At 54.4% G+C, this 18,712-nt stretch carries 16 protein-coding genes; 8 read left to right on the plus strand and 8 right to left on the minus strand.

The window, feature by feature from the left end:
• Window positions 1-188: 188 nt before the first annotated feature.
• The 5 genes from ACIQW9_RS06785 (at window position 189) to ACIQW9_RS06805 (ending at window position 5,775) form a co-directional block, all read left to right on the plus strand.
• The gene (locus ACIQW9_RS06785; RefSeq protein ID WP_402334554.1) at window positions 189-635 is read left to right on the plus strand and encodes an SRPBCC family protein; all 447 of its coding nucleotides are present in this window, start codon (window positions 189-191) and stop codon (window positions 633-635) included.
• Window positions 636-823: 188 nt separating this feature from the next.
• Window positions 824-1,111 carry a putative quinol monooxygenase gene (locus ACIQW9_RS06790; protein ID WP_402334557.1) on the plus strand — a complete coding sequence of 96 codons (288 nt, stop codon included), beginning with the start codon at window positions 824-826 and terminating at the stop codon, window positions 1,109-1,111.
• A gap of 36 nt (window positions 1,112-1,147) precedes the next feature.
• Window positions 1,148-1,567, plus strand: a complete 420-nt coding sequence (locus tag ACIQW9_RS06795) for a DUF1801 domain-containing protein (protein ID WP_402334560.1) — start codon at window positions 1,148-1,150, stop codon at window positions 1,565-1,567.
• 100 nt (window positions 1,568-1,667) lie between these two features.
• Window positions 1,668-5,342, plus strand: a complete 3,675-nt coding sequence (putA, locus tag ACIQW9_RS06800) for a trifunctional transcriptional regulator/proline dehydrogenase/L-glutamate gamma-semialdehyde dehydrogenase (protein WP_402334563.1) — start codon at window positions 1,668-1,670, stop codon at window positions 5,340-5,342.
• A gap of 46 nt (window positions 5,343-5,388) precedes the next feature.
• Window positions 5,389-5,775 carry a VOC family protein gene (locus ACIQW9_RS06805; protein ID WP_402334564.1) on the plus strand — a complete coding sequence of 129 codons (387 nt, stop codon included), beginning with the start codon at window positions 5,389-5,391 and terminating at the stop codon, window positions 5,773-5,775.
• Window positions 5,776-5,829: 54 nt separating this feature from the next.
• Here the strand turns inward: ACIQW9_RS06805 and clpB are convergent, their stop codons facing one another.
• The 8 genes from clpB to ACIQW9_RS06845 form a co-directional block, all read right to left on the minus strand.
• Window positions 5,830-8,412: an ATP-dependent chaperone ClpB gene (gene clpB / locus ACIQW9_RS06810; RefSeq protein ID WP_402334567.1), complete on the minus strand. Its 2,583-nt coding sequence runs from the start codon at window positions 8,410-8,412 to the stop codon at window positions 5,830-5,832.
• 133 nt (window positions 8,413-8,545) lie between these two features.
• The gene (crcB, locus tag ACIQW9_RS06815) at window positions 8,546-8,917 is read right to left on the minus strand and encodes a fluoride efflux transporter CrcB (protein WP_402334570.1); all 372 of its coding nucleotides are present in this window, start codon (window positions 8,915-8,917) and stop codon (window positions 8,546-8,548) included.
• A complete protein-coding gene (gene moaE / locus ACIQW9_RS06820; RefSeq protein WP_402334573.1) occupies window positions 8,914-9,378 on the minus strand; it encodes a molybdopterin synthase catalytic subunit MoaE in 465 nt (154 codons plus the stop codon). The genes crcB and moaE overlap by 4 nt, the downstream gene beginning before the upstream one ends.
• Window positions 9,379-9,435: 57 nt before the next feature.
• On the minus strand, window positions 9,436-9,693 hold the full coding sequence (gene moaD / locus ACIQW9_RS06825) for a molybdopterin converting factor subunit 1 (protein ID WP_402334576.1): 258 nt from the start codon (window positions 9,691-9,693) through the stop codon (window positions 9,436-9,438).
• 20 nt (window positions 9,694-9,713) lie between these two features.
• A complete protein-coding gene (glp, locus tag ACIQW9_RS06830) occupies window positions 9,714-10,967 on the minus strand; it encodes a gephyrin-like molybdotransferase Glp (RefSeq protein ID WP_402334579.1) in 1,254 nt (417 codons plus the stop codon).
• A gap of 72 nt (window positions 10,968-11,039) precedes the next feature.
• Window positions 11,040-12,500, minus strand: coding sequence for a threonine synthase (gene thrC / locus ACIQW9_RS06835; RefSeq protein WP_402334581.1), 1,461 nt, complete (start codon window positions 12,498-12,500; stop codon window positions 11,040-11,042).
• A gap of 186 nt (window positions 12,501-12,686) precedes the next feature.
• Window positions 12,687-14,000, minus strand: coding sequence for a homoserine dehydrogenase (locus ACIQW9_RS06840; RefSeq protein ID WP_402334584.1), 1,314 nt, complete (start codon window positions 13,998-14,000; stop codon window positions 12,687-12,689).
• A gap of 76 nt (window positions 14,001-14,076) precedes the next feature.
• A complete protein-coding gene (locus ACIQW9_RS06845; protein WP_011871560.1) occupies window positions 14,077-15,300 on the minus strand; it encodes a pyridoxal phosphate-dependent aminotransferase in 1,224 nt (407 codons plus the stop codon).
• A 277-nt stretch (window positions 15,301-15,577) separates the two neighbouring features.
• On the opposite strand from ACIQW9_RS06845, the gene ACIQW9_RS06850 reads away from it, so the two are divergent.
• The 3 genes from ACIQW9_RS06850 to ACIQW9_RS06860 all read left to right on the plus strand — a co-directional run bounded on the left by ACIQW9_RS06850 (window position 15,578) and on the right by ACIQW9_RS06860 (window position 18,604).
• Entirely contained in the window at window positions 15,578-15,952 is a 375-nt protein-coding gene (locus ACIQW9_RS06850; RefSeq protein WP_402334587.1) for an Mth938-like domain-containing protein, read from the plus strand.
• 274 nt (window positions 15,953-16,226) lie between these two features.
• Entirely contained in the window at window positions 16,227-16,721 is a 495-nt protein-coding gene (locus ACIQW9_RS06855) for a peroxiredoxin (RefSeq protein ID WP_402334590.1), read from the plus strand.
• A 224-nt stretch (window positions 16,722-16,945) separates the two neighbouring features.
• Entirely contained in the window at window positions 16,946-18,604 is a 1,659-nt protein-coding gene (locus ACIQW9_RS06860) for a PhoH family protein (RefSeq protein WP_402334593.1), read from the plus strand.
• Window positions 18,605-18,712: the final 108 nt, after the last annotated feature.

Below are 18,712 nucleotides of genomic sequence, written 5' to 3' on the forward strand. Positions count from 1 at the left end.
CAAACTAAAAGAAGCAAAAAAGTGGTGGGCTAACGTTTTATCAACCCAACATTCAAATAGGCAACAGTCAGAATTAATTACAAATTTAATTAATTCTGACCTCATATTTCAGGCGGAACTCATACAAACCCTTAGCATCTACTATCTGCTCAAAGCCGGATCAAAACCGCATTGAAAGGAGAATGACCATGCCTACAGGTACCGTACAATTACATCGCGTGCTCCGCGCCCCTCCGGAGCGTGTTTATCGTGCATTTCTGGATGCCGACGCACTGGCAAAGTGGCTACCGCCTTACGGTTTTACGTGCAAGGTTCACCATCTGGAAGCCAAGGTCGGTGGAACTTTCAAGATGTCATTTTCGAATTTCACTAACGGAAACGGACATTCTTTCGGTGGCGAGTATCTGGAACTTGTTCCCCACCAGAAAATTCGCTACACCGATAAATTCGATGATCCGAACTTGCCTGGTGAAATTCAGGTGACAGTGGCTTTACGGCAAGTGTCATGCGGAACGGAAATCAATATCGTGCAGGCAGGGATACCTGAAGTTATTCCCGTCGAGATGTGTTATCTCGGCTGGCAGGAATCTCTGGCGCAACTTGCCACACTGGTCGAACCCGAGATTCCGGGCTAGCGAGGTGGCTTGGGCTAATAGCCTGCAATCTATCTGGATAGCCATGGTCGCGGGAACGGCTACACTAGAACCCTACATCTTCGACGGCATCCAAAGGTTGAATAGTGCAAAGAATCGAGCACCAAATCATCCAACCCGGCAACCCGCGCATCCCGGAATCCTTCGATAACAGTTGCAAGGAGATATCCATGAGCATTACGCGTATCAATACATTTGTCGCCAAAGATGGCATGGGGAAATCGCTACGCGAATTTCTTGTCTCGATTATTCCGCTCGTTGAACAATCGCAGGGTTGCGCATCATGCCAGCTACTTCAAAATCAGCATAAGCCCAATGAATTCATTCTCATTGAAGCTTGGGATTCGGTGTCCGCACATAAAGCGTCATTGAAAAACATCCCGCCTGAAAAATTCAGCCTCGTTACGCCAATGCTGGCAAGCCCGCCAACTGGCTCCTATTACGCAGCGCAAATCTGATCAAGTATTTCTCACTCCACTCGCCACGGTAAGAACATGAAAAAATCCGGCGCCAGCCAGGAACAATCTGCCTCTGAACTCATCTCGAAAAAAATCTCTGAACTCGGTGATTGGCGCGGAGAAATCCTGGCCAGAATGCGCACGCTCATCAAGGAAGCAGACACTGACGTCGTCGAAGAGTGGAAGTGGATGGGCACGCCGGTCTGGTCGCACGACGGCATCATCTGCACCGGCGAATCCTACAAGGATAAAGTGAAGCTTACCTTCGCCAAGGGCGCGTCGCTGAAAGACCCGGCCAGTCTCTTCAACGCGAGCCTCGACGGCAACGCACGCCGCGCGATCGACATCCACGAAGGCGAAGAAGTTGACGGAGCCGCCTTCAAGGTGCTGGTTCTTCAGGCAGCTGCCTTCAACAGTTCCGGTAAATCGAAACCTGCGAAGAAAGCGAAGCTCTGAGGGATTGCACCCTGTATTCGTATTCCGATCTACCGCCGCAACACACGCATGACTTGCATGTAAGATGGAGCAGGATGACTCATTCAAACAGGGTGCGTCTATGTCTACACTCATCGCTACTCCGCCCTTTTCCAGCTTCGCCGCCGAAGTTATCGCTACGGCCACGCCGCTGCGCGATGCCATCACCAGTGCATATTTCCGCGATGAAGCAAGCGCCGTACAGGATTTGCTGAAGCAGGCAAACACCGATCCCGCATTGCAAACCGCAAGCCAGACACTGGCGCGCTGCCTGGCAACAAGCATGCGCACCAAACGTAGCCATTCTTCCGGCGTCGACGCATTGATGCATGAATTCTCGCTGTCTTCAGAGGAAGGCGTGGCATTGATGTGCCTGGCCGAAGCGCTATTGCGCATTCCCGATCACGAGACTGCAGACCGTTTGATTGCGGACAAGATCAGCAAGGGTGACTGGCAGCGTCATCTGGGCGCATCGCCATCGCTGTTCGTCAATGCGGCCACCTGGGGCTTGCTGGTGACCGGCAAACTGGCCGGCAACGTCAGCGAACAAGGTCTGGTCGCAGCACTGACACGCCTGATCAGCAAAGGCGGCGAACCGCTGATCCGCAAAGGCGTGGATCTGGCCATGCGCATGCTCGGCAATCAATTCGTCGCAGGAAGAACCATAGAAGAAGCGCTGGACAACAGCCGCGATCATGAAGCGCACGGTTATCGCTATTCCTTCGATATGCTGGGCGAAGCCGCCATGACGGCAGCGGATGCCGCCACCTACTATCAATCCTATACAGCGGCGATACACGCTATCGGCAAGTCCGGCAACGGTCGCGGCATCAAGAATGGCCCGGGGATTTCAGTCAAGCTGTCGGCATTGCATCCGCGCTATGCAAGGTCGCAGCGCACACGCGTCATGCAGGAACTGCTGCCCCGCCTGAAAAACCTGGTGCTGCTGGCAAAGCAATACGACATCGGCATCAACATCGATGCGGAAGAAGCTGACCGCCTGGAACTGTCGCTGGATCTGATGGAGGCGCTGGCCTTCGCTCCGGAACTGGAAGGATTCGACGGCATCGGATTTGTCGTGCAGGCATATCAAAAACGTTGCCCCTACGTGATCGATTACCTGATCGATCTGGCGCATCGCAGCAAAAGAAAATTCATGGTGCGCCTGGTCAAGGGTGCGTACTGGGATACGGAAATAAAACGTGCGCAGGTCGATGGTTTGTCCGCTTATCCGGTCTATACGCGCAAGGCATATACCGATCTCTCGTATCTGGTGTGCGCGCAAAAACTGCTGGCCGCCAGCAAGGTGCTCTACCCGCAATTCGCCACGCATAACGCATTGACGCTGGCGACGATTTACAGTCATGCGCAAGCGATGCACATCAGCGATTACGAATTCCAGTGTCTGCACGGCATGGGCGAAACCTTGTACGATCAAATCGTTGGCACCGATCATTTGAACGTGCCTTGCCGGATTTACGCCCCAGTCGGCACTCACGAAACACTGCTGGCATATCTGGTGCGGCGCCTGCTGGAAAACGGCGCCAATTCATCCTTTGTTAATCAGATTGTCGATGACAAGGTAAGCATTGCCTCTTTGCTGCAAGATCCGGTCGTACTCGCTACGCAAGCCGGCGGCAAGCCACACCCTGCTCTGGTCTTGCCTGTTGATTTATATGGCAGGCAAAGGCGCAATTCGGCAGGCATGGATTTGAGCGATGAACATGCGCTGCGTTATCTCAGTTCCGCTTTAAATGCATACAGCAAACAGCAATGGCATGCACAGCCCCTGCCCGGCAACGCATCATCGACTACCGCAACAAGCATTCGCAATCCCGCTGATCACAGCGACGTACTCGGCACCGCCGTCGAAGCGAATGCCGATGACGTCGAACGTGCGCTGGCACTCGCGATATCCGGTGCAGAAAAATGGCAGAAGACTGCGTCATCTGAACGTGCAGGCATACTGCTAAACGCCGCTGAACTGTTCCAGCAACACGCAGCGGAACTCATCGCACTGAGCATACGGGAAGCAGGAAAAACCTTGCCGAACGCGATAAGCGAATTGCGGGAAACCATTGATTTTCTGCGCTATTACAGCGCGCAGATTACAACAGCGAAAATGGAACAGGCATTAGGGCTGGTAGCCTGCATCAGTCCGTGGAATTTCCCTTTATCCATTTTTACCGGCCAAGTCAGTGCCGCACTCGCAGCAGGTAATTCCGTACTGGCAAAACCAGCCAGACAAACGTCGTTGATCGCCTTCCGCGCAGTTCAACTATTGCATCAGGCCGGCGTGCCGGAAGACGTGCTGTTCTTCATACCCGGCCGTGGCGAAACTACCGGCGCACAACTGATCGCCGATGCACGCGTATCCGGTGTCGTCTTTACCGGCTCCACACAAGTAGCAACCATCATCCATCGCACTCTGGAACAACGCAGCATTACCGAAGGGCGCGACATTCCATTGATTGCAGAAACCGGCGGTCAGAATGCAATGATCGTTGACTCATCCGCTTTATGCGAGCAGGTCGTACGCGACGTCATTACCTCCGCTTTCGATAGCGCCGGGCAGCGCTGCTCGGCCTTGCGCGTGTTGTGCCTGCAAACGGATATTGCAGAAAAAATCCTGAACATGCTGCATGGCGCACTTGAGGAATTGCAGATAGGCAGACCCGATCAACTGGCGACGGATGTCGGGCCGGTCATAGACGCAGAAGCGCAACAACATCTGCTGGCTTACATAGAACAGGCTGGTCGCAGCACAAGAAACCTGAAACAGCTGACGTTGCCGCCCACAAGCACGCAAGGCACTTTTGTTGCTCCGTGCATCATTGAAATCGATCGCATGAGCGATCTGCAGCGCGAAGTATTCGGCCCCGTGCTGCACGTACTGCGCTATCGCCGCGACGATCTGCCGCAACTGGTCCGCGATATCAATGCGACCGGCTTCGGGCTTACCCTGGGCGTACATTCCCGTATCGACGAAACCATCAACGACATCGTCGATCACGCACACGTCGGCAACATTTATGTGAACCGAAACATCATCGGTGCTGTCGTCGGCGTGCAGCCCTTCGGTGGTGAAGGTTTATCAGGCACCGGCCCCAAGGCTGGCGGCCCGCTCTATCTGAAGCGCTTGCAACGAGAAGCTGGAGCACTTCTCAATATGGAAAATCAGGATACGGAACACACAGCGGAAACGCAGCAGATGCAGCTTGTCCTGGCAGAGTTGTTGTCATGGAGTCTGGCACACAGGCATCAGCAACTCAGCGATCTGATCCGTCATTATTCAAGCAATAGCCTGTATGGAAAAGTTCTGCACTTGCAAGGGCCAACCGGCGAACTGAATACCTTGCGTTTTGTCGCGCGCGGTTCGGTACTTTGCGTGGCAGAGACGACCCCGGCATTGCTGAATCAACTGGCAGCCGTATATGCAACAGGTAATCAAGTCGTGTTGTTGCAAAACACTGCCATGCTTGTACCAAACGATCTTCCTGCGCGATTACGCGCCGGCATGACGATCATCGAACATCAACATGATTGTCGCGATCTGCGGCTGGCCCTGCTTGAACGCGAACAGCATGCGCCCGCTTTGCGCACGGCACTGGCGGCACGCGATGGCGCCATCGCGCCTGTCGTGACGACGAATTTTCAACATGCGATTCCCTTATGGCGACTGATCAATGAACGTGCGCTATGCGTCAACACGACGGCAGCCGGCGGCAATGCCAGTTTGATGACGATAGCAAGCTGATCGCCCAACATCATGTATGCATGGCTACCACAAACAGGAGAGCGCAATGTCTATCCATCTTGATCATCTTATGGTGCCGGCGCGCGACAAACTGGCGTCGGCCAAACTGCTGGCCGAACTGCTGGGAGTACCGTGGTCGGAAACAGGTATCGGACCCTTCGCTCCGGTGTATGCAAGCAATAGCCTGACGCTGGATTTTGATGAATGGGCAGACCCGATTCCGATGCTGCATTACTGTTTCCGCGTGGAGCAGCAAACCTTCGATGCCATCCTCGAACGCATCAAGGCAGCAGGCATTCCTTACCGCAGCCACGTACATGGGAGAACTGATTTTCAAATCGATACCGCACACGGTGGCAGCATCGTCTATTGGAATGAGCCCGATGGGCATCAGTGGGAAATGCTTACCGTCAGCTATGCGCGTCCGGCCTGAGCATTGAAGGAATATGTAAAAAAGCCCGCCATGTTTACATGACGGGCTTTTTCATTACTTCGCTTTGGCGAACTCCAGTTCGCCATCTTTCACATCAACCGAAATCACATCCTTCGGTCCGAACTTTCCTTCCAGAATAGCCTTGGACAATGGATTCTCGATCTGCTGCTGAATTGCACGCTTCAACGGACGTGCGCCATACACAGGATCGAAACCGGCTTCTGCGATTTTTTGCAATGCATCTTCCGATACATCCATAGACATATCCATGCGTTGCAGACGTTGCTCCAGCGTGTGCAGCTGGATCTTGGCAATCGCGCCGATATTTTTTTCATCGAGCGCATGGAATACCACGATCTCGTCGATACGGTTGATGAATTCTGGTCGGAAATGCGATTGCACTTCCGCCATCACCGCCATCTTGATCAATGCCGGCTCGTTGCCTTCCATCGCTTGAATCTTATGCGAACCCAGATTCGATGTCATCACGATGACGGTGTTCTTGAAATCGACAGTGCGGCCTTGTCCATCCGTCATGCGGCCATCGTCCAGCACTTGCAGCAGGACGTTGAACACATCTGGATGCGCCTTCTCGATTTCGTCGAGCAGGATCACGCAGTACGGCTTGCGCCGCACGGCTTCGGTCAGGTAACCGCCTTCTTCATAGCCGACATAGCCCGGCGGCGCACCGATCAGGCGGGCCACCGAATGCTTTTCCATGAATTCGCTCATGTCGATGCGGACCAGCGAATCTTCGGTATCGAACAGGAAGGACGCCAGCGCCTTGCACAGCTCGGTTTTACCGACGCCGGTTGGGCCGAGGAACATGAATGAACCGTAAGGACGATCCGGATCGCCGAGACCCGCGCGCGAACGACGGATCGCATCCGACACGGCAACGATGGCTTCATGCTGACCGACCACGCGCTTGTGCAATGCGTCTTCCATCTGCAGCAACTTCTCGCGTTCGCCCTGCATCATGCGCGAAACAGGAATGCCGGTTGCGCGCGAGACGACTTCGGCGATTTCTTCCGCGCCGACCTGGGTGCGTACCAGTTGCGGTTTGCCTGCGCTGGCTTCGCCGGTGACGGCATTTTTCAGCTGTGCGTCCAGTTCCGGCAGCGTCTTGTACTGCAGTTCAGACACGCGCTGCCAATCGCTCTTGCGCGTCGCCTCTTCTATTTGCAGACGGGCTTTCTCTATCGCTTCCTTGATGTGCTGGCTGCCTTGCGCAGCTGCTTTCTCGGCTTTCCAGATTTCTTCCAGATCGGCGTATTCACGACCGAGTTTTTCGATTTCTTCTTCAATCAGGGCCAGGCGTTTTTGCGACGCTTCGTCTTTCTCTTTCCTGATCGCTTCGCGTTCGATCTTCAGTTGAATGACGCGTCTATCCAGCCGGTCCATTACTTCCGGCTTGGAATCGATCTCGATCTTGATCTTGGCCGCCGCTTCATCGATCAAATCGATAGCTTTGTCAGGCAGGAAGCGGTCGGTAATGTAGCGATGCGACAGTTCTGCGGCTGCGACAATCGCCGGATCGGTGATGTCGACGCCATGATGGACTTCGTATTTTTCCTGCAGGCCGCGCAGGATGGCGATGGTCGCTTCCACCGTCGGTTCATCGACGATCACTTTTTGAAAGCGGCGTTCCAGCGCAGCATCTTTCTCGATGTATTTGCGATACTCGTCCAGCGTGGTGGCACCGACGCAGTGCAGTTCACCGCGCGCCAATGCCGGCTTGAGCATATTGCCTGCGTCCATTGCGCCTTCGGCCTTGCCGGCGCCGACCAGCGTGTGCATCTCGTCGATGAAGACGATGGTTTGGCCTTCGTCCTCCGCGAGCTCGGTCAATACCGCCTTCAGGCGCTCTTCAAACTCGCCGCGATATTTGGCGCCAGCCAGCAGCGATGCCATGTCGAGCGACAGCACACGTTTTCCCTTGAGGCTTTCAGGCACTTCGCCGTTAACGATGCGTTGCGCCAAACCTTCAACGATGGCGGTTTTACCCACGCCTGGCTCACCGATCAATACCGGATTGTTTTTGGAGCGACGTTGCAGAATCTGGATGGTGCGGCGGATTTCATCATCGCGGCCGATGACCGGATCAAGCTTGCCGATGCGTGCACGCTCGGTCAGATCCATCGTGTATTTTTTGAGCGCTTCGCGCTGGCCTTCGCCTTCGGCCGAATCGACTTTCGAGCTGCCGCGCACCGCCTTGATCGCAGCTTGCAGCGCCTTGCGCGTCAAACCGTTCTCGCGCGCGATCTTGCCGGCTTCGGACTTGTCCTCGGTCAGTGCCAGCAAGAGCATTTCCGTGGCGATGAACTCGTCGCCGTGCATCTGCGATTCTTTGTCCGCCAGATTCAGGAGCGAGGTCAGATCGCGGCCGACCTGCACCTGGCCGCCAGTGCCTGAGACTTTGGGCAGGCGCTCCAGCGCGCTTTTCAGCGCTGTCACCATGCCGTTGATGTTGGCCCCCGCGCGTTGCAGCAGCGAGCGCGTGCTGCTGTCGTCCTGACTCAGCAGTGCGACAAGTACGTGGACTGGTTCTATGTATTGGTTATCGTTGCCGACTGCATGACTCTGGGCATCAGCGAGGGCTTCTTGCAACTTGGTGGTCAATTTATCGAGACGCATTGCATTTCTCCTTCGGTAAATCATTGATGCAGAGAGAAATTGGGTCAACACGACCCTTTTTCAAGTATGGCATTGCGCCATATGCAGCGAGTGTGACGGAAATCTCAGACGCCTGGTTTGCGCTGAATCAAATTCAGGTAAATGCCTTGTAGGTGGCAAAGCCTGCAATACAGAACAGAATCGAGCCTAGCAGATGCAACATCGTGTGCCCCAGCGCCCAAAGATAGTCGCCGCGTTGCAGCAAGAGAACGGCTTCGGCAGAAAAGGTGGAAAAGGTCGTCAGCCCACCGAGAATGCCGGTAACCGCAAACAGCCGCCATTCCGGCGGCACGCCTGGATGACCGGTGAAGAAAGCGACGGCAATCCCGACCAGGTAACCGCCGCCCAGATTGGCCATCAGCGTTCCCAATGGGATATTGGCATTCAGCGGATTGAACCAAACACTCAATCCCCAGCGCAACCATGCGCCAAGTGCCGCGCCGAAGCCGACGGCCAGCCAGCTCACAGCGGGCCTTCCCCATGCCATTTCGTCAGCGCCGTGTCGTCGCTTTCCCGCGCGTCCACCCAGCGCGCACCGTCCGGCGTTTGCTCTTTTTTCCAGAATGGTGCTTCTGTTTTCAGGTAATCGATGATGAACTCGCAGGCGGAAAACGCTTCGCCACGATGTGCCGACGTCACGGCAACCAGTACGATCTGTTCCAGCGGCAGCAAAGGGCCGATGCGATGAATCACCAAAGCGTCAAAAATCGGCCAGCGTGACTTGGCTTGCTCAACGATATTCTGCAATGCTTTTTCCGTCATGCCGGGATAATGCTCCAGCTCCATCTCGGCCACGCTGGCACCATCGTTCATGTCGCGCACAGTGCCGATGAAAGTAACGACAGCCCCGACCTGCGGGCTGTTCGCACGCAAGTCCGCCACTTCCTTGCTGACATCGAAATCTTCGGTTTGTACGCGTATCGCCATGCTGATTTACTCCGTATTGCTCAATTGCTTATTGCTTGCTGCAATAAGCTGCCGCATTCAACCGCCGGTGACAGGCGGGAAGAAAGCCACTTCGCCGCCATCCGCTATCGGCGTCTCTGCATTGGTCATTTCCTGATCATAGGCCATCCGCAATGAACGGCCATCTGCCAGTGCTTCGGCCCATAGACCGCCGCGCTGCTGCAAAAATACGCGCACATCGCCAACTGTAGTCACGCTCTCCGGCACCGTAATCGACTCTTGCGTCACACCCAGCGTTTCACGCACGCTGGCAAAAAATCTGAGTTGAATTTTCATATTGCTTTACTCGTAATGGATCAATGCATCAAATCGCTGAATGAAATAAAGCGCACGATATCGCCTTGCGCAATCGCTCTGCCCGGCGGATTGTCGATCAGGCCATCGCCCCACACGGTGGAAGTCAGCACGCCGGAACTCTGGTTGGCGAACAGATCAAGGCCGCCTTCCATATTGATTTTCGCACGCAAAAATTCGTTGCGTCGATCGCCTTTCGGCAAGTTGAAATCGGCCCGCATTGCATATGCCCGCGGCGCCACATCCTGCACGCCTTGCAACCGGAGAATAAACGGACGCACAAACAGCAGGAAGGTGACAAAACTCGAAACCGGGTTGCCGGGCAAACCGAGGAAGAATGCCGTGTCGTTTTCCTTGCCGGATTTTTCTGCGCGATCGACTTCGCCAAACGCCAGCGGCTTGCCCGGCTTGACGGCGATCTGCCACATGTTCAAATGCCCTTCGGCTTCCACTGCCGGCTTGATGTGATCTTCTTCGCCCACCGACACACCGCCGGACGTGATGATCAAATCATGCTCCGCTGCCGCACGGCGCAAGGTATCGCGCGTCGCTGCCAGCGTATCCGGCACAATGCCGTAATCGGTAATATCGCAGCCCAGATTTTCCAGCAGGCCGCGCAGGGTGAATTTATTGGAGTTGTAAATCGCTCCCGGCTTGAGTGCATCGCCCGGCATCGCCAGTTCGTCACCGGTAAAAAAGACGGCGACGCGCAACTTGCGCACCACCGGCAATGTCGCCAAACCTACCGACGCGGCAAGTCCGATTTCCTGTGCGCGCAAGCGCTGGCCTGCATGCAGAATCACGCTGCCGGCCTGGATATCTTCACCGGCGCGCCGTATCCATTCGCCGGATTGCGGCGCGTGCTTGACGGTCACCAGATCGTCAGCGCCCTCTTTCGATGCGACACACACTTCCTGCATCACGACTGCATCTGCGCCTTGCGGAATCATCGCACCGGTAAAAATACGTGCGGCACAACCGGCTTCCAGAGGCTGACCGACATGTCCTGCCGGTATGCGCTGGCTGACGCGCAGCACGGCCGCGCCGCTGGCGCAGTCGGCAGCACGCACCGCATAACCATCCATTGATGTGTTGTCTACCGGCGGCACATCCAGTTGCGAGCTTTGTGCAATAGCGAGAATGCGACCGTTCGCTTCCAGCGTCGGCAGGTTTTCCGTTTCCGTCATTTGTCTTGCGGAAGACAACAGGAAGGCCAGTGCTTCAGCAACGCTCAACAGCGGTTTGGGTTCAGTCATGCTCGGCTCGATAATCTGATAATAAAACGATTGTAAATGCAGGTGTATTCAGCTGCAGAAAACATCCTGATTTTACAAACCGGTATGCGCGGTGATGAACGCTTTCATCTTGTCGATATCATTCGTCATCACTTCAAAACGTTGCGGCAAATCCTCGATATTCTCGAAACCGGCCGGACGCTCGGCATCGCGGCCCAGGGCTTCGCGTATGGTTTCATTGAATTTGGCCGGCAAGGCGGTTTCCAGCACGATCATCGTGATGCCCGGCGTCAGGTGTTCGCGTGCGACCTTGACGCCATCCGCAGTGTGCGTGTCTATCATCAGATCGTACTTGGCGTGCAGGTCGCGTATCGTGGCCAGGCGGTCTGCATGCGTCGATTTGCCGGAAACAAAACCGAACTGCGCAATGTTCTTGAACTCGTCGCCATCGCTGCCCGGCTTGCCGGACAGGTCAAAGCCGCCGTGCGTTTCCACTTTCTGGAACAGGGCGCGCACGCGCTCGCCATCGCGACCCAGCAAATCGAACACGAAACGCTCGAAGTTCGATGCCTTGCTGATGTCCATGCTCGGACTGGTGGTGTGATAGGTTTCAGCCGATTTGCGCACGCGATACACGCCGGTGCGGAAAAACTCGTCGAGCACATCGTTCTCGTTGGTCGCAGCCACCAATTGGTGAATGGGTAAACCCATCATGCGCGCGATGTGACCGGCGCAGATATTGCCGAAATTACCCGACGGTACAGTGAACGATACTTTTTGTTCGTTGCTGGTAGTCGCACTCAGATAGCCGCGGAAGTAATAAATGACCTGTGCCACCACACGCGCCCAGTTGATCGAATTGACGGTGCCGATTTTCTGCTGCTGCTTGAATGCGTGATCGTTGGAGACGGCTTTAACCATATCCTGGCAATCGTCGAATACGCCGTCGACGGCAATATTGAAAATGTTCGGATCCTGCAGGCTGAACATCTGCGCCGTCTGGAAGGCGCTCATTTTCTTGTGCGGCGACAGCATGAAGACGCGTATGCCCTTCTTGCCGCGCATCGCGTATTCCGCCGCGCTACCGGTATCGCCGGACGTTGCACCGAAAATATTCAATTCCGCATGTTGTTTGGCCAGCGTGTACTCGAACAGATTGCCGAGCAATTGCATCGCCATGTCCTTGAAGGCCAGCGTCGGGCCATTCGACAAGGCCTGCAGCATCAGTTTGCTGCCGTCTTTTTCCTCTACCAGGCGCAAAGGCGTAATGCGTGCAGCTTCTTCGCCGTGGCGCACATTGCGATATACGTCCGCGGTATAGGTTTTGTGCACCAGCGCATGCAAATCCGCTTCCGGAATATCGGTAGCGAATTTTTTCAGCACTTCAAACGCCAGATCGGCGTAGGACAGCGTACGCCACACATCGAGTTCTGCACCCGTGACTTGCGGATATTCAGCCGGCAGATACAGTCCGCCATCGGGCGCCAAGCCACCAAGCAGGATATGGGAAAAGGACTGGGGGGCGGACGCACCGCGGGTCGAGATATATTGCATGTCGTGGTATAGGATAAATAGCAATGAAAGCAACCGCCATTATAGCTTGCACACCCTGCTCCATCCCGGTTTTGCCGACCTTTTGCCGCAAACCGCTACACCGGGAGTCGATGTTTTACCGTATTGCAAACCATACGGGCATGGCGCCATGAAAAAAGGCGCCCTATCGAGCGCCTTTTTATCCGTTCAGCTCAAATGTTCAAGCCTGATTTTAGTGACCTTGCCATGCACGGTCGGCAAGGTTTCTATCTTCCTGATCGCCGCTTCGACATTTTTCTCTTGCGTCTGATGCGTCAGGATGATGATGTCGGTTTGCGATTCGCCCAGCGCCGGCTCTTTCTGCAGCATGGCATCCACCGAAATGGTCGATTCTGCAAGGATGCTGGTGACATTCGCCAGCACACCCAGCTTGTCGGACACATGCATGCGCAGGTAATAGCTGGTCGTGACTTCGGAAATCGGCAGTATCGGCAACGCGCTCATTGCATTCGGCTGGAATGCCAGATGCGGTACGCGATGGGCCGGATCGGCATCGGCCAGACGCGCGATATCGACCAGATCGGCAATCACGGCGGAACCGGTTGGCTCGGCGCCAGCGCCCTTGCCGTAGTACAGGGTTGCTCCCACGGCATCGCCCTGCACCACCACGGCATTCATCGCGCCTTCCACATTGGCAATCAAACGCTTGACAGGAATCAGGGTTGGATGCACGCGCAATTCAATCCCTTGCGGCGTGCGTTTGGCGATACCCAGCAATTTGATCCGGTAGCCGAGTTGTTCGGCATAGCGAATGTCGATGGCTTCCAGTTTGGTAATGCCTTCGATGTGCGCCTTGTCGAACTGCACCGGAATACCGAATGCAATCGAAGCCATCAGTGTTGCCTTGTGTGCTGCATCGACGCCTTCAATATCGAAAGTCGGATCGGCTTCGGCATAACCCAGGCGTTGCGCTTCTTTCAGAACGGTGTCGAAATCCAGACCCTTGTCGCGCATTTCGGACAGGATGAAATTGGTGGTGCCGTTGATGATGCCGGCGATCCATTCGATGCGATTGGCCGTCAAGCCTTCGCGCAAGGCCTTGATGATGGGGATGCCGCCGGCAACCGCCGCCTCATACGCCACCATCACGCCCTTGTCTTGCGCCGCCTTGAAAATTTCATCGCCATGCACCGCCAGCAAAGCCTTGTTGGCAGTGACCACATGCTTGCCGTTGGCAATCGCTTTCAAGACCAGATCTTTCGCGATGCCGTAACCGCCTATCAATTCGACCACGACCTCGATATCGGGATGGTTGACCACCAGATTGCCGTCATTGACCACTTCGCAATCGGCGCTGCCGACCAATTCCTTGGCACGCGCCACATCCAGATCGGCCACCATGACGATTTCAATCTTGTGACCGGCGCGACGGGAAATTTCTTCCTGATTGCGCTTCAGGATATTGAATGTTCCTGCACCGACAGTGCCTGCACCTAACAAACCTACTTTGATGGATTTCATAATTTCTGTATAAAAGATGTCAGTTGCAATATGCGCTCACAAGCTGTGCAAACGCGGCGACTAATAAAATGACCGTTCAACCCAGCCGCTTGCGATAACCTTCGAGGAAATGCGCTATACGGCCGATCGCTATCGTCAAATCGTCGGAATTCGGCAGGAAGACTACCCTGAAATGATCAGGCGTCGGGCAATTGAAACCCGTGCCCTGCACGATCAATACGCTTTCCTCGGCCAGCAATTGATAGGCAAAATCCTGATCATCCTTGATCGGGTACATCTTCGGATCAAGGCGCGGGAACATGTACAGGGCCGACTTCGGTTTAACGCAAGTCACACCCGGAATTTCGGTCAGCAATTTGTGCGCAAGATCACGCTGACGCGTCAGGCGTCCGCCCGGGCCGACCAGATCATTGATGCTTTGGTAGCCGCCCAGTGCCGTTTGAATCGCGTACTGGCCAGGCGCATTGGCGCACAAACGCATCGAGGCCAGCATGTTCAAGCCTTCGATGTAATCCTTGGCATAACGCTTTTCACCGGAAACGATCATCCAGCCGGCGCGATAGCCGCAGGCACGGTAATTTTTCGACAGGCCGTTGAAGGTAATGAACAACACGTCATCAGCCAGTGAAGCGATCGAATCGTGTTTGGCGCCATCGTACAAAACCTTGTCGTAAATCTCGTCGGCAAATACGATCAATTGATGTTCGCGTGCGAGGTCGACGATTTGCTGCAGCAACTCCACCGGATACAAGGCACCGGTCGGATTGTTTGGATTGATGACGACGATGGCCTTGGTATTCGAATTGATTTTCTTCCTGATATCGTCGATATCCGGGAACCAGTCGGCCTGTTCATCGCACACATAGTGCACCGGCGTACCGCCTGACAGGCTGACCGCGGCAGTCCACAAAGGATAATCAGGCGAAGGTACCAGCACTTCATCGCCGGTATTGAGCAAGGCATTCATGCTCATGACGATCAATTCGGAAGCGCCGTTGCCGAGATAGATGTCGTCTATCGTCACGCCGGCAATTTTCTTTTCCTGCGAGTACTGCATGATCGCCTTGCGCGGCGCGAACAAGCCTTTGGAATCGGTATAACCAGACGCATTTGACAGGTTGCGGATCATGTCCTGCACAATCTCGTCCGGCGCATCGAAACCGAAAGTGGCCAGATTGCCGATATTCAACTTGATGATCTTGTGACCGTCTTCTTCCATCTGGCGTGCTTTTTCCAGCACGGGGCCGCGGATGTCGTAGCAAACGTCAGCCAGTTTTTTCGATTTTTGAATCGGTCGCACAGCACATATCCTTGTTATTTTTCAGAGCCTATCGGATAAGCCCTAATAGAAACGCCGGCCCTTCAAGTCATCCATGCAAGATGGACAACTCGACACCGGCGAAAAATGACGGCCGCAATGTTACACGGCGAAAGAGATCCATTTTGCCGAAAGCGACTGATTTTATCAATCGATAAAGACTGATTAAAGGCTGAAAACGTTACAATAAGCGTTCTTTATCTTCTAACTATCGGAAATACGCACCTGCGATCCCGATTCATATTCCGCCTATACCGTCATGAAGCTCCACAATACCGTCACCCAGCAATACCAGACTGTTACTGCTTACGATGAAAACGGCGTTGAAATCAATCTGCTTCCGTTCAACTACAGCCTCATCGTCCTGCCCGAGATTGCCCCTGCACCGTGGCCGGTGAATTCCTTCGATGCCCTGACAGTCGAACATTTCGAGCAGATCAACGCCATCACGCCGGATGTCGTCATTCTCGGCACCGGCACGCGCCAGCGTTTCGTGCATCCGCGCCTGACTGCGCCATTGACGGCGCGCCGCATAGGTGTCGAATGCATGGACAATCAAGCCGCCTGCCGCACCTACAACATTCTGATGGCAGAAGGCCGCAAGGTCGCGCTGGCTCTGATATTTGACGCATGAATTTCCGCTTGTCACCGCATTCGCAAGCTGGCTGAACCAAGGTCAAAAATGATTGTCTTTATCAAGGTGCTCAATCAGGATTGAGTTCGTGTGCGGGCGATGCAAATAAAACAGCATTTTCAGATTTCATTGCTTGAAGGATAAAATCTCGCCCCCATCTTTGTTTTTGGCCGCATTATGTATTTTTAAATACATGCCGGAATGACAAAGAATCGCTCGTCCATCATGCGCCATACGCATAGCGCCGACACCATCGACTAAGAGAGTGATAAAAATGGATCAAGACATCGCCGTGGCAGAGCGCCCTTCCGCACTCAATCGGAATGTGCCGGATTTTTCCGCCGCAATGACAGGCAATCAGACATTTCAACTATCTGATTACAAAGGGAAAAGAATCGTCCTGTACTTCTATCCCAAGGACAATACGCCGGGTTGCACGACGGAAGGAATTCAATTCCGCGAACTGTACTCGCAGTTTCAGGCTGCCAATGCCGAAATTTTTGGTGTCAGCCGCGACAGCATCCGTTCGCACGAAGGTTTCAAGGAAAAATTGGCATTGCCGTTTGAACTGATTTCCGATCCGGATGAAACCTTGTGCACGATGTTTGATGTCATGAAGATGAAAAATATGTATGGCAAGAAAGTGCGCGGCATCGAACGCTCTACATTTATTATTGACGAGTCGGGCAAATTGGTGAAAGAATGGCGTGGAGTGAAAGTGCCTGGACACATCGATGAAGTACTGGAGTTTGTGAAGGCTCTTACCTAGGTTTGTAGAACCCATTGAATTCAAAAGAATTTTTCGCCAAGAAAGCCGTTTGCGGATTAGGCCATGAGCCTTCCCAAACGGCTTTTTTGCTTTTGATTTGTACCTCCTCCGCTTTCGTCCTCTCCTCAACCGTTTTCAAATCCGTTCCTCCGTCCCTGCTTTTCGCCTGTGCATCATCGTTGTTTGTATGTGCAATGTTTCCAACTTTCTAGATCGAGGTCCTGATGCCCCTGCCTAAATTACCGACCAAGCCTGCTGCACTGCTGTCACCGCAAGACTATCCGAAGGCGGATAAGGACAAGATTGTCAAAGCACTGACATTGATTGAGCCGACAGCACGCCAGAGCCACACTGCGCCGGCCCCGGTCCGCGCCAAAATTGTCGACAAAACACCGGCTGAAAAGCCGCGTGCAGCCTCCGCACAAACCGTCGCACTGGCGCCAAAATCTGGCGTCCGCCGTCCGGTCGACAAATCCGGCATTAAAAAATTGTTTGTACTGGATACCAACGTGCTGATGCACGATCCGACATCGCTATTCCGCTTTGAAGAACACGACGTCTATCTGCCCATGATGACTCTGGAAGAGCTGGACGATCACAAGAAGGGCATGTCGGAAGTCGCACGCAGTGCGCGTCAGGTATCGCGTTCGCTGGATGCACTGGTCAGCGGCGTCGAGGAAAATGCCATCGATGAAGGCATCCCTTTATCGAAACTCGGCAACAAGGATGCCAAAGGCCGCCTGTTCTTCCAGACCAAATTGCAGAACGTGACGCTGCCGGAAGGCCTGCCCATGGGCAAGGCCGACAATCAGATTCTCGGCGTAGTACGCGCACTGGAAGCGCAATACCCGGGACGCCCTATCGTGCTGGTATCGAAAGATATCAATATGCGCATCAAGGCGCGCGCGATGGGCTTGCCGGCGGAAGAGTATCTGAACGATCACGTACTGGAAGATACCGACCTGCTCTATTCCGGCATCATGCAATTGCCGGACGATTTCTGGGTCAAACATGCGAAGGGCATGGAATCGTGGCAGGAAAACAAGCACGGTACCGGTTACACCTTCTATCGCCTCAGCGGCCCCGTCGTGCCGACGATGCTAGTCAATCAGTTCGTCTACATGGAACCGAAGAATGGCGAAGCATCGTTCTACGGCCAGGTGCGCCAGATCAACGGCAAGACGGCGGTTCTCCAGACCCTGCGCGATTATGCGCATATGAAGAACAGCGTATGGGGCGTGACCGCACGCAACCGCGAGCAAAACTTTGCACTGAATCTGTTGATGGATCCGGAATGCGATTTCGTCACGCTGCTCGGTCAGGCCGGCACCGGTAAAACCTTGCTGGCACTGGCAGCAGGTTTGGCGCAAGTACTGGAAACCAAGCTCTACAGCGAAATCATCGTCACCCGCGTGACGGTGCCGGTCGGTGAAGACATCGGTTTCCTGCCGGGTACGGAGGAAGAGAAGATGTCGCCGTGGATGGGCGCGTTCGACGACAACCTGGAAGTGCTGAACAAGTCCGACAACGATGCTGGCGAATGGGGCCGTGCGGCGACGCAGGACCTGATCCGTTCACGCATCAAGATCAAGTCGCTCAACTTCATGCGCGGACGCACCTTCGTCAACAAGTTCCTGATCATCGATGAAGCGCAAAACCTGACGCCGAAACAGATGAAAACACTGGTCACCCGTGCAGGTCCGGGCACCAAGATCATTTGCCTCGGCAATATCGCGCAAATCGATACGCCTTACCTGACTGAAGGTTCGAGCGGTTTGACTTATGTCGTTGATCGCTTCAAGGGTTGGGGACATAGTGGTCATGTCACGCTGGCGCGTGGTGAGCGTTCGCGTCTGGCGGATCATGCGAGCGAAGTGTTGTAAGCACACGCTGCTTCGGTGGTAACAAAAAAGCCTGCTGGATTAGCAGGCTTTTTTTATTGGTTTGTTGATTTTGGTTTGTTGATTTTGGTTTGTTGGTGTTGATACTTG

Source organism: Herminiimonas sp. NPDC097707 (assembly GCF_044761395.1).
In the GTDB taxonomy this organism is placed as follows: domain Bacteria; phylum Pseudomonadota; class Gammaproteobacteria; order Burkholderiales; family Burkholderiaceae_D; genus Oxalicibacterium.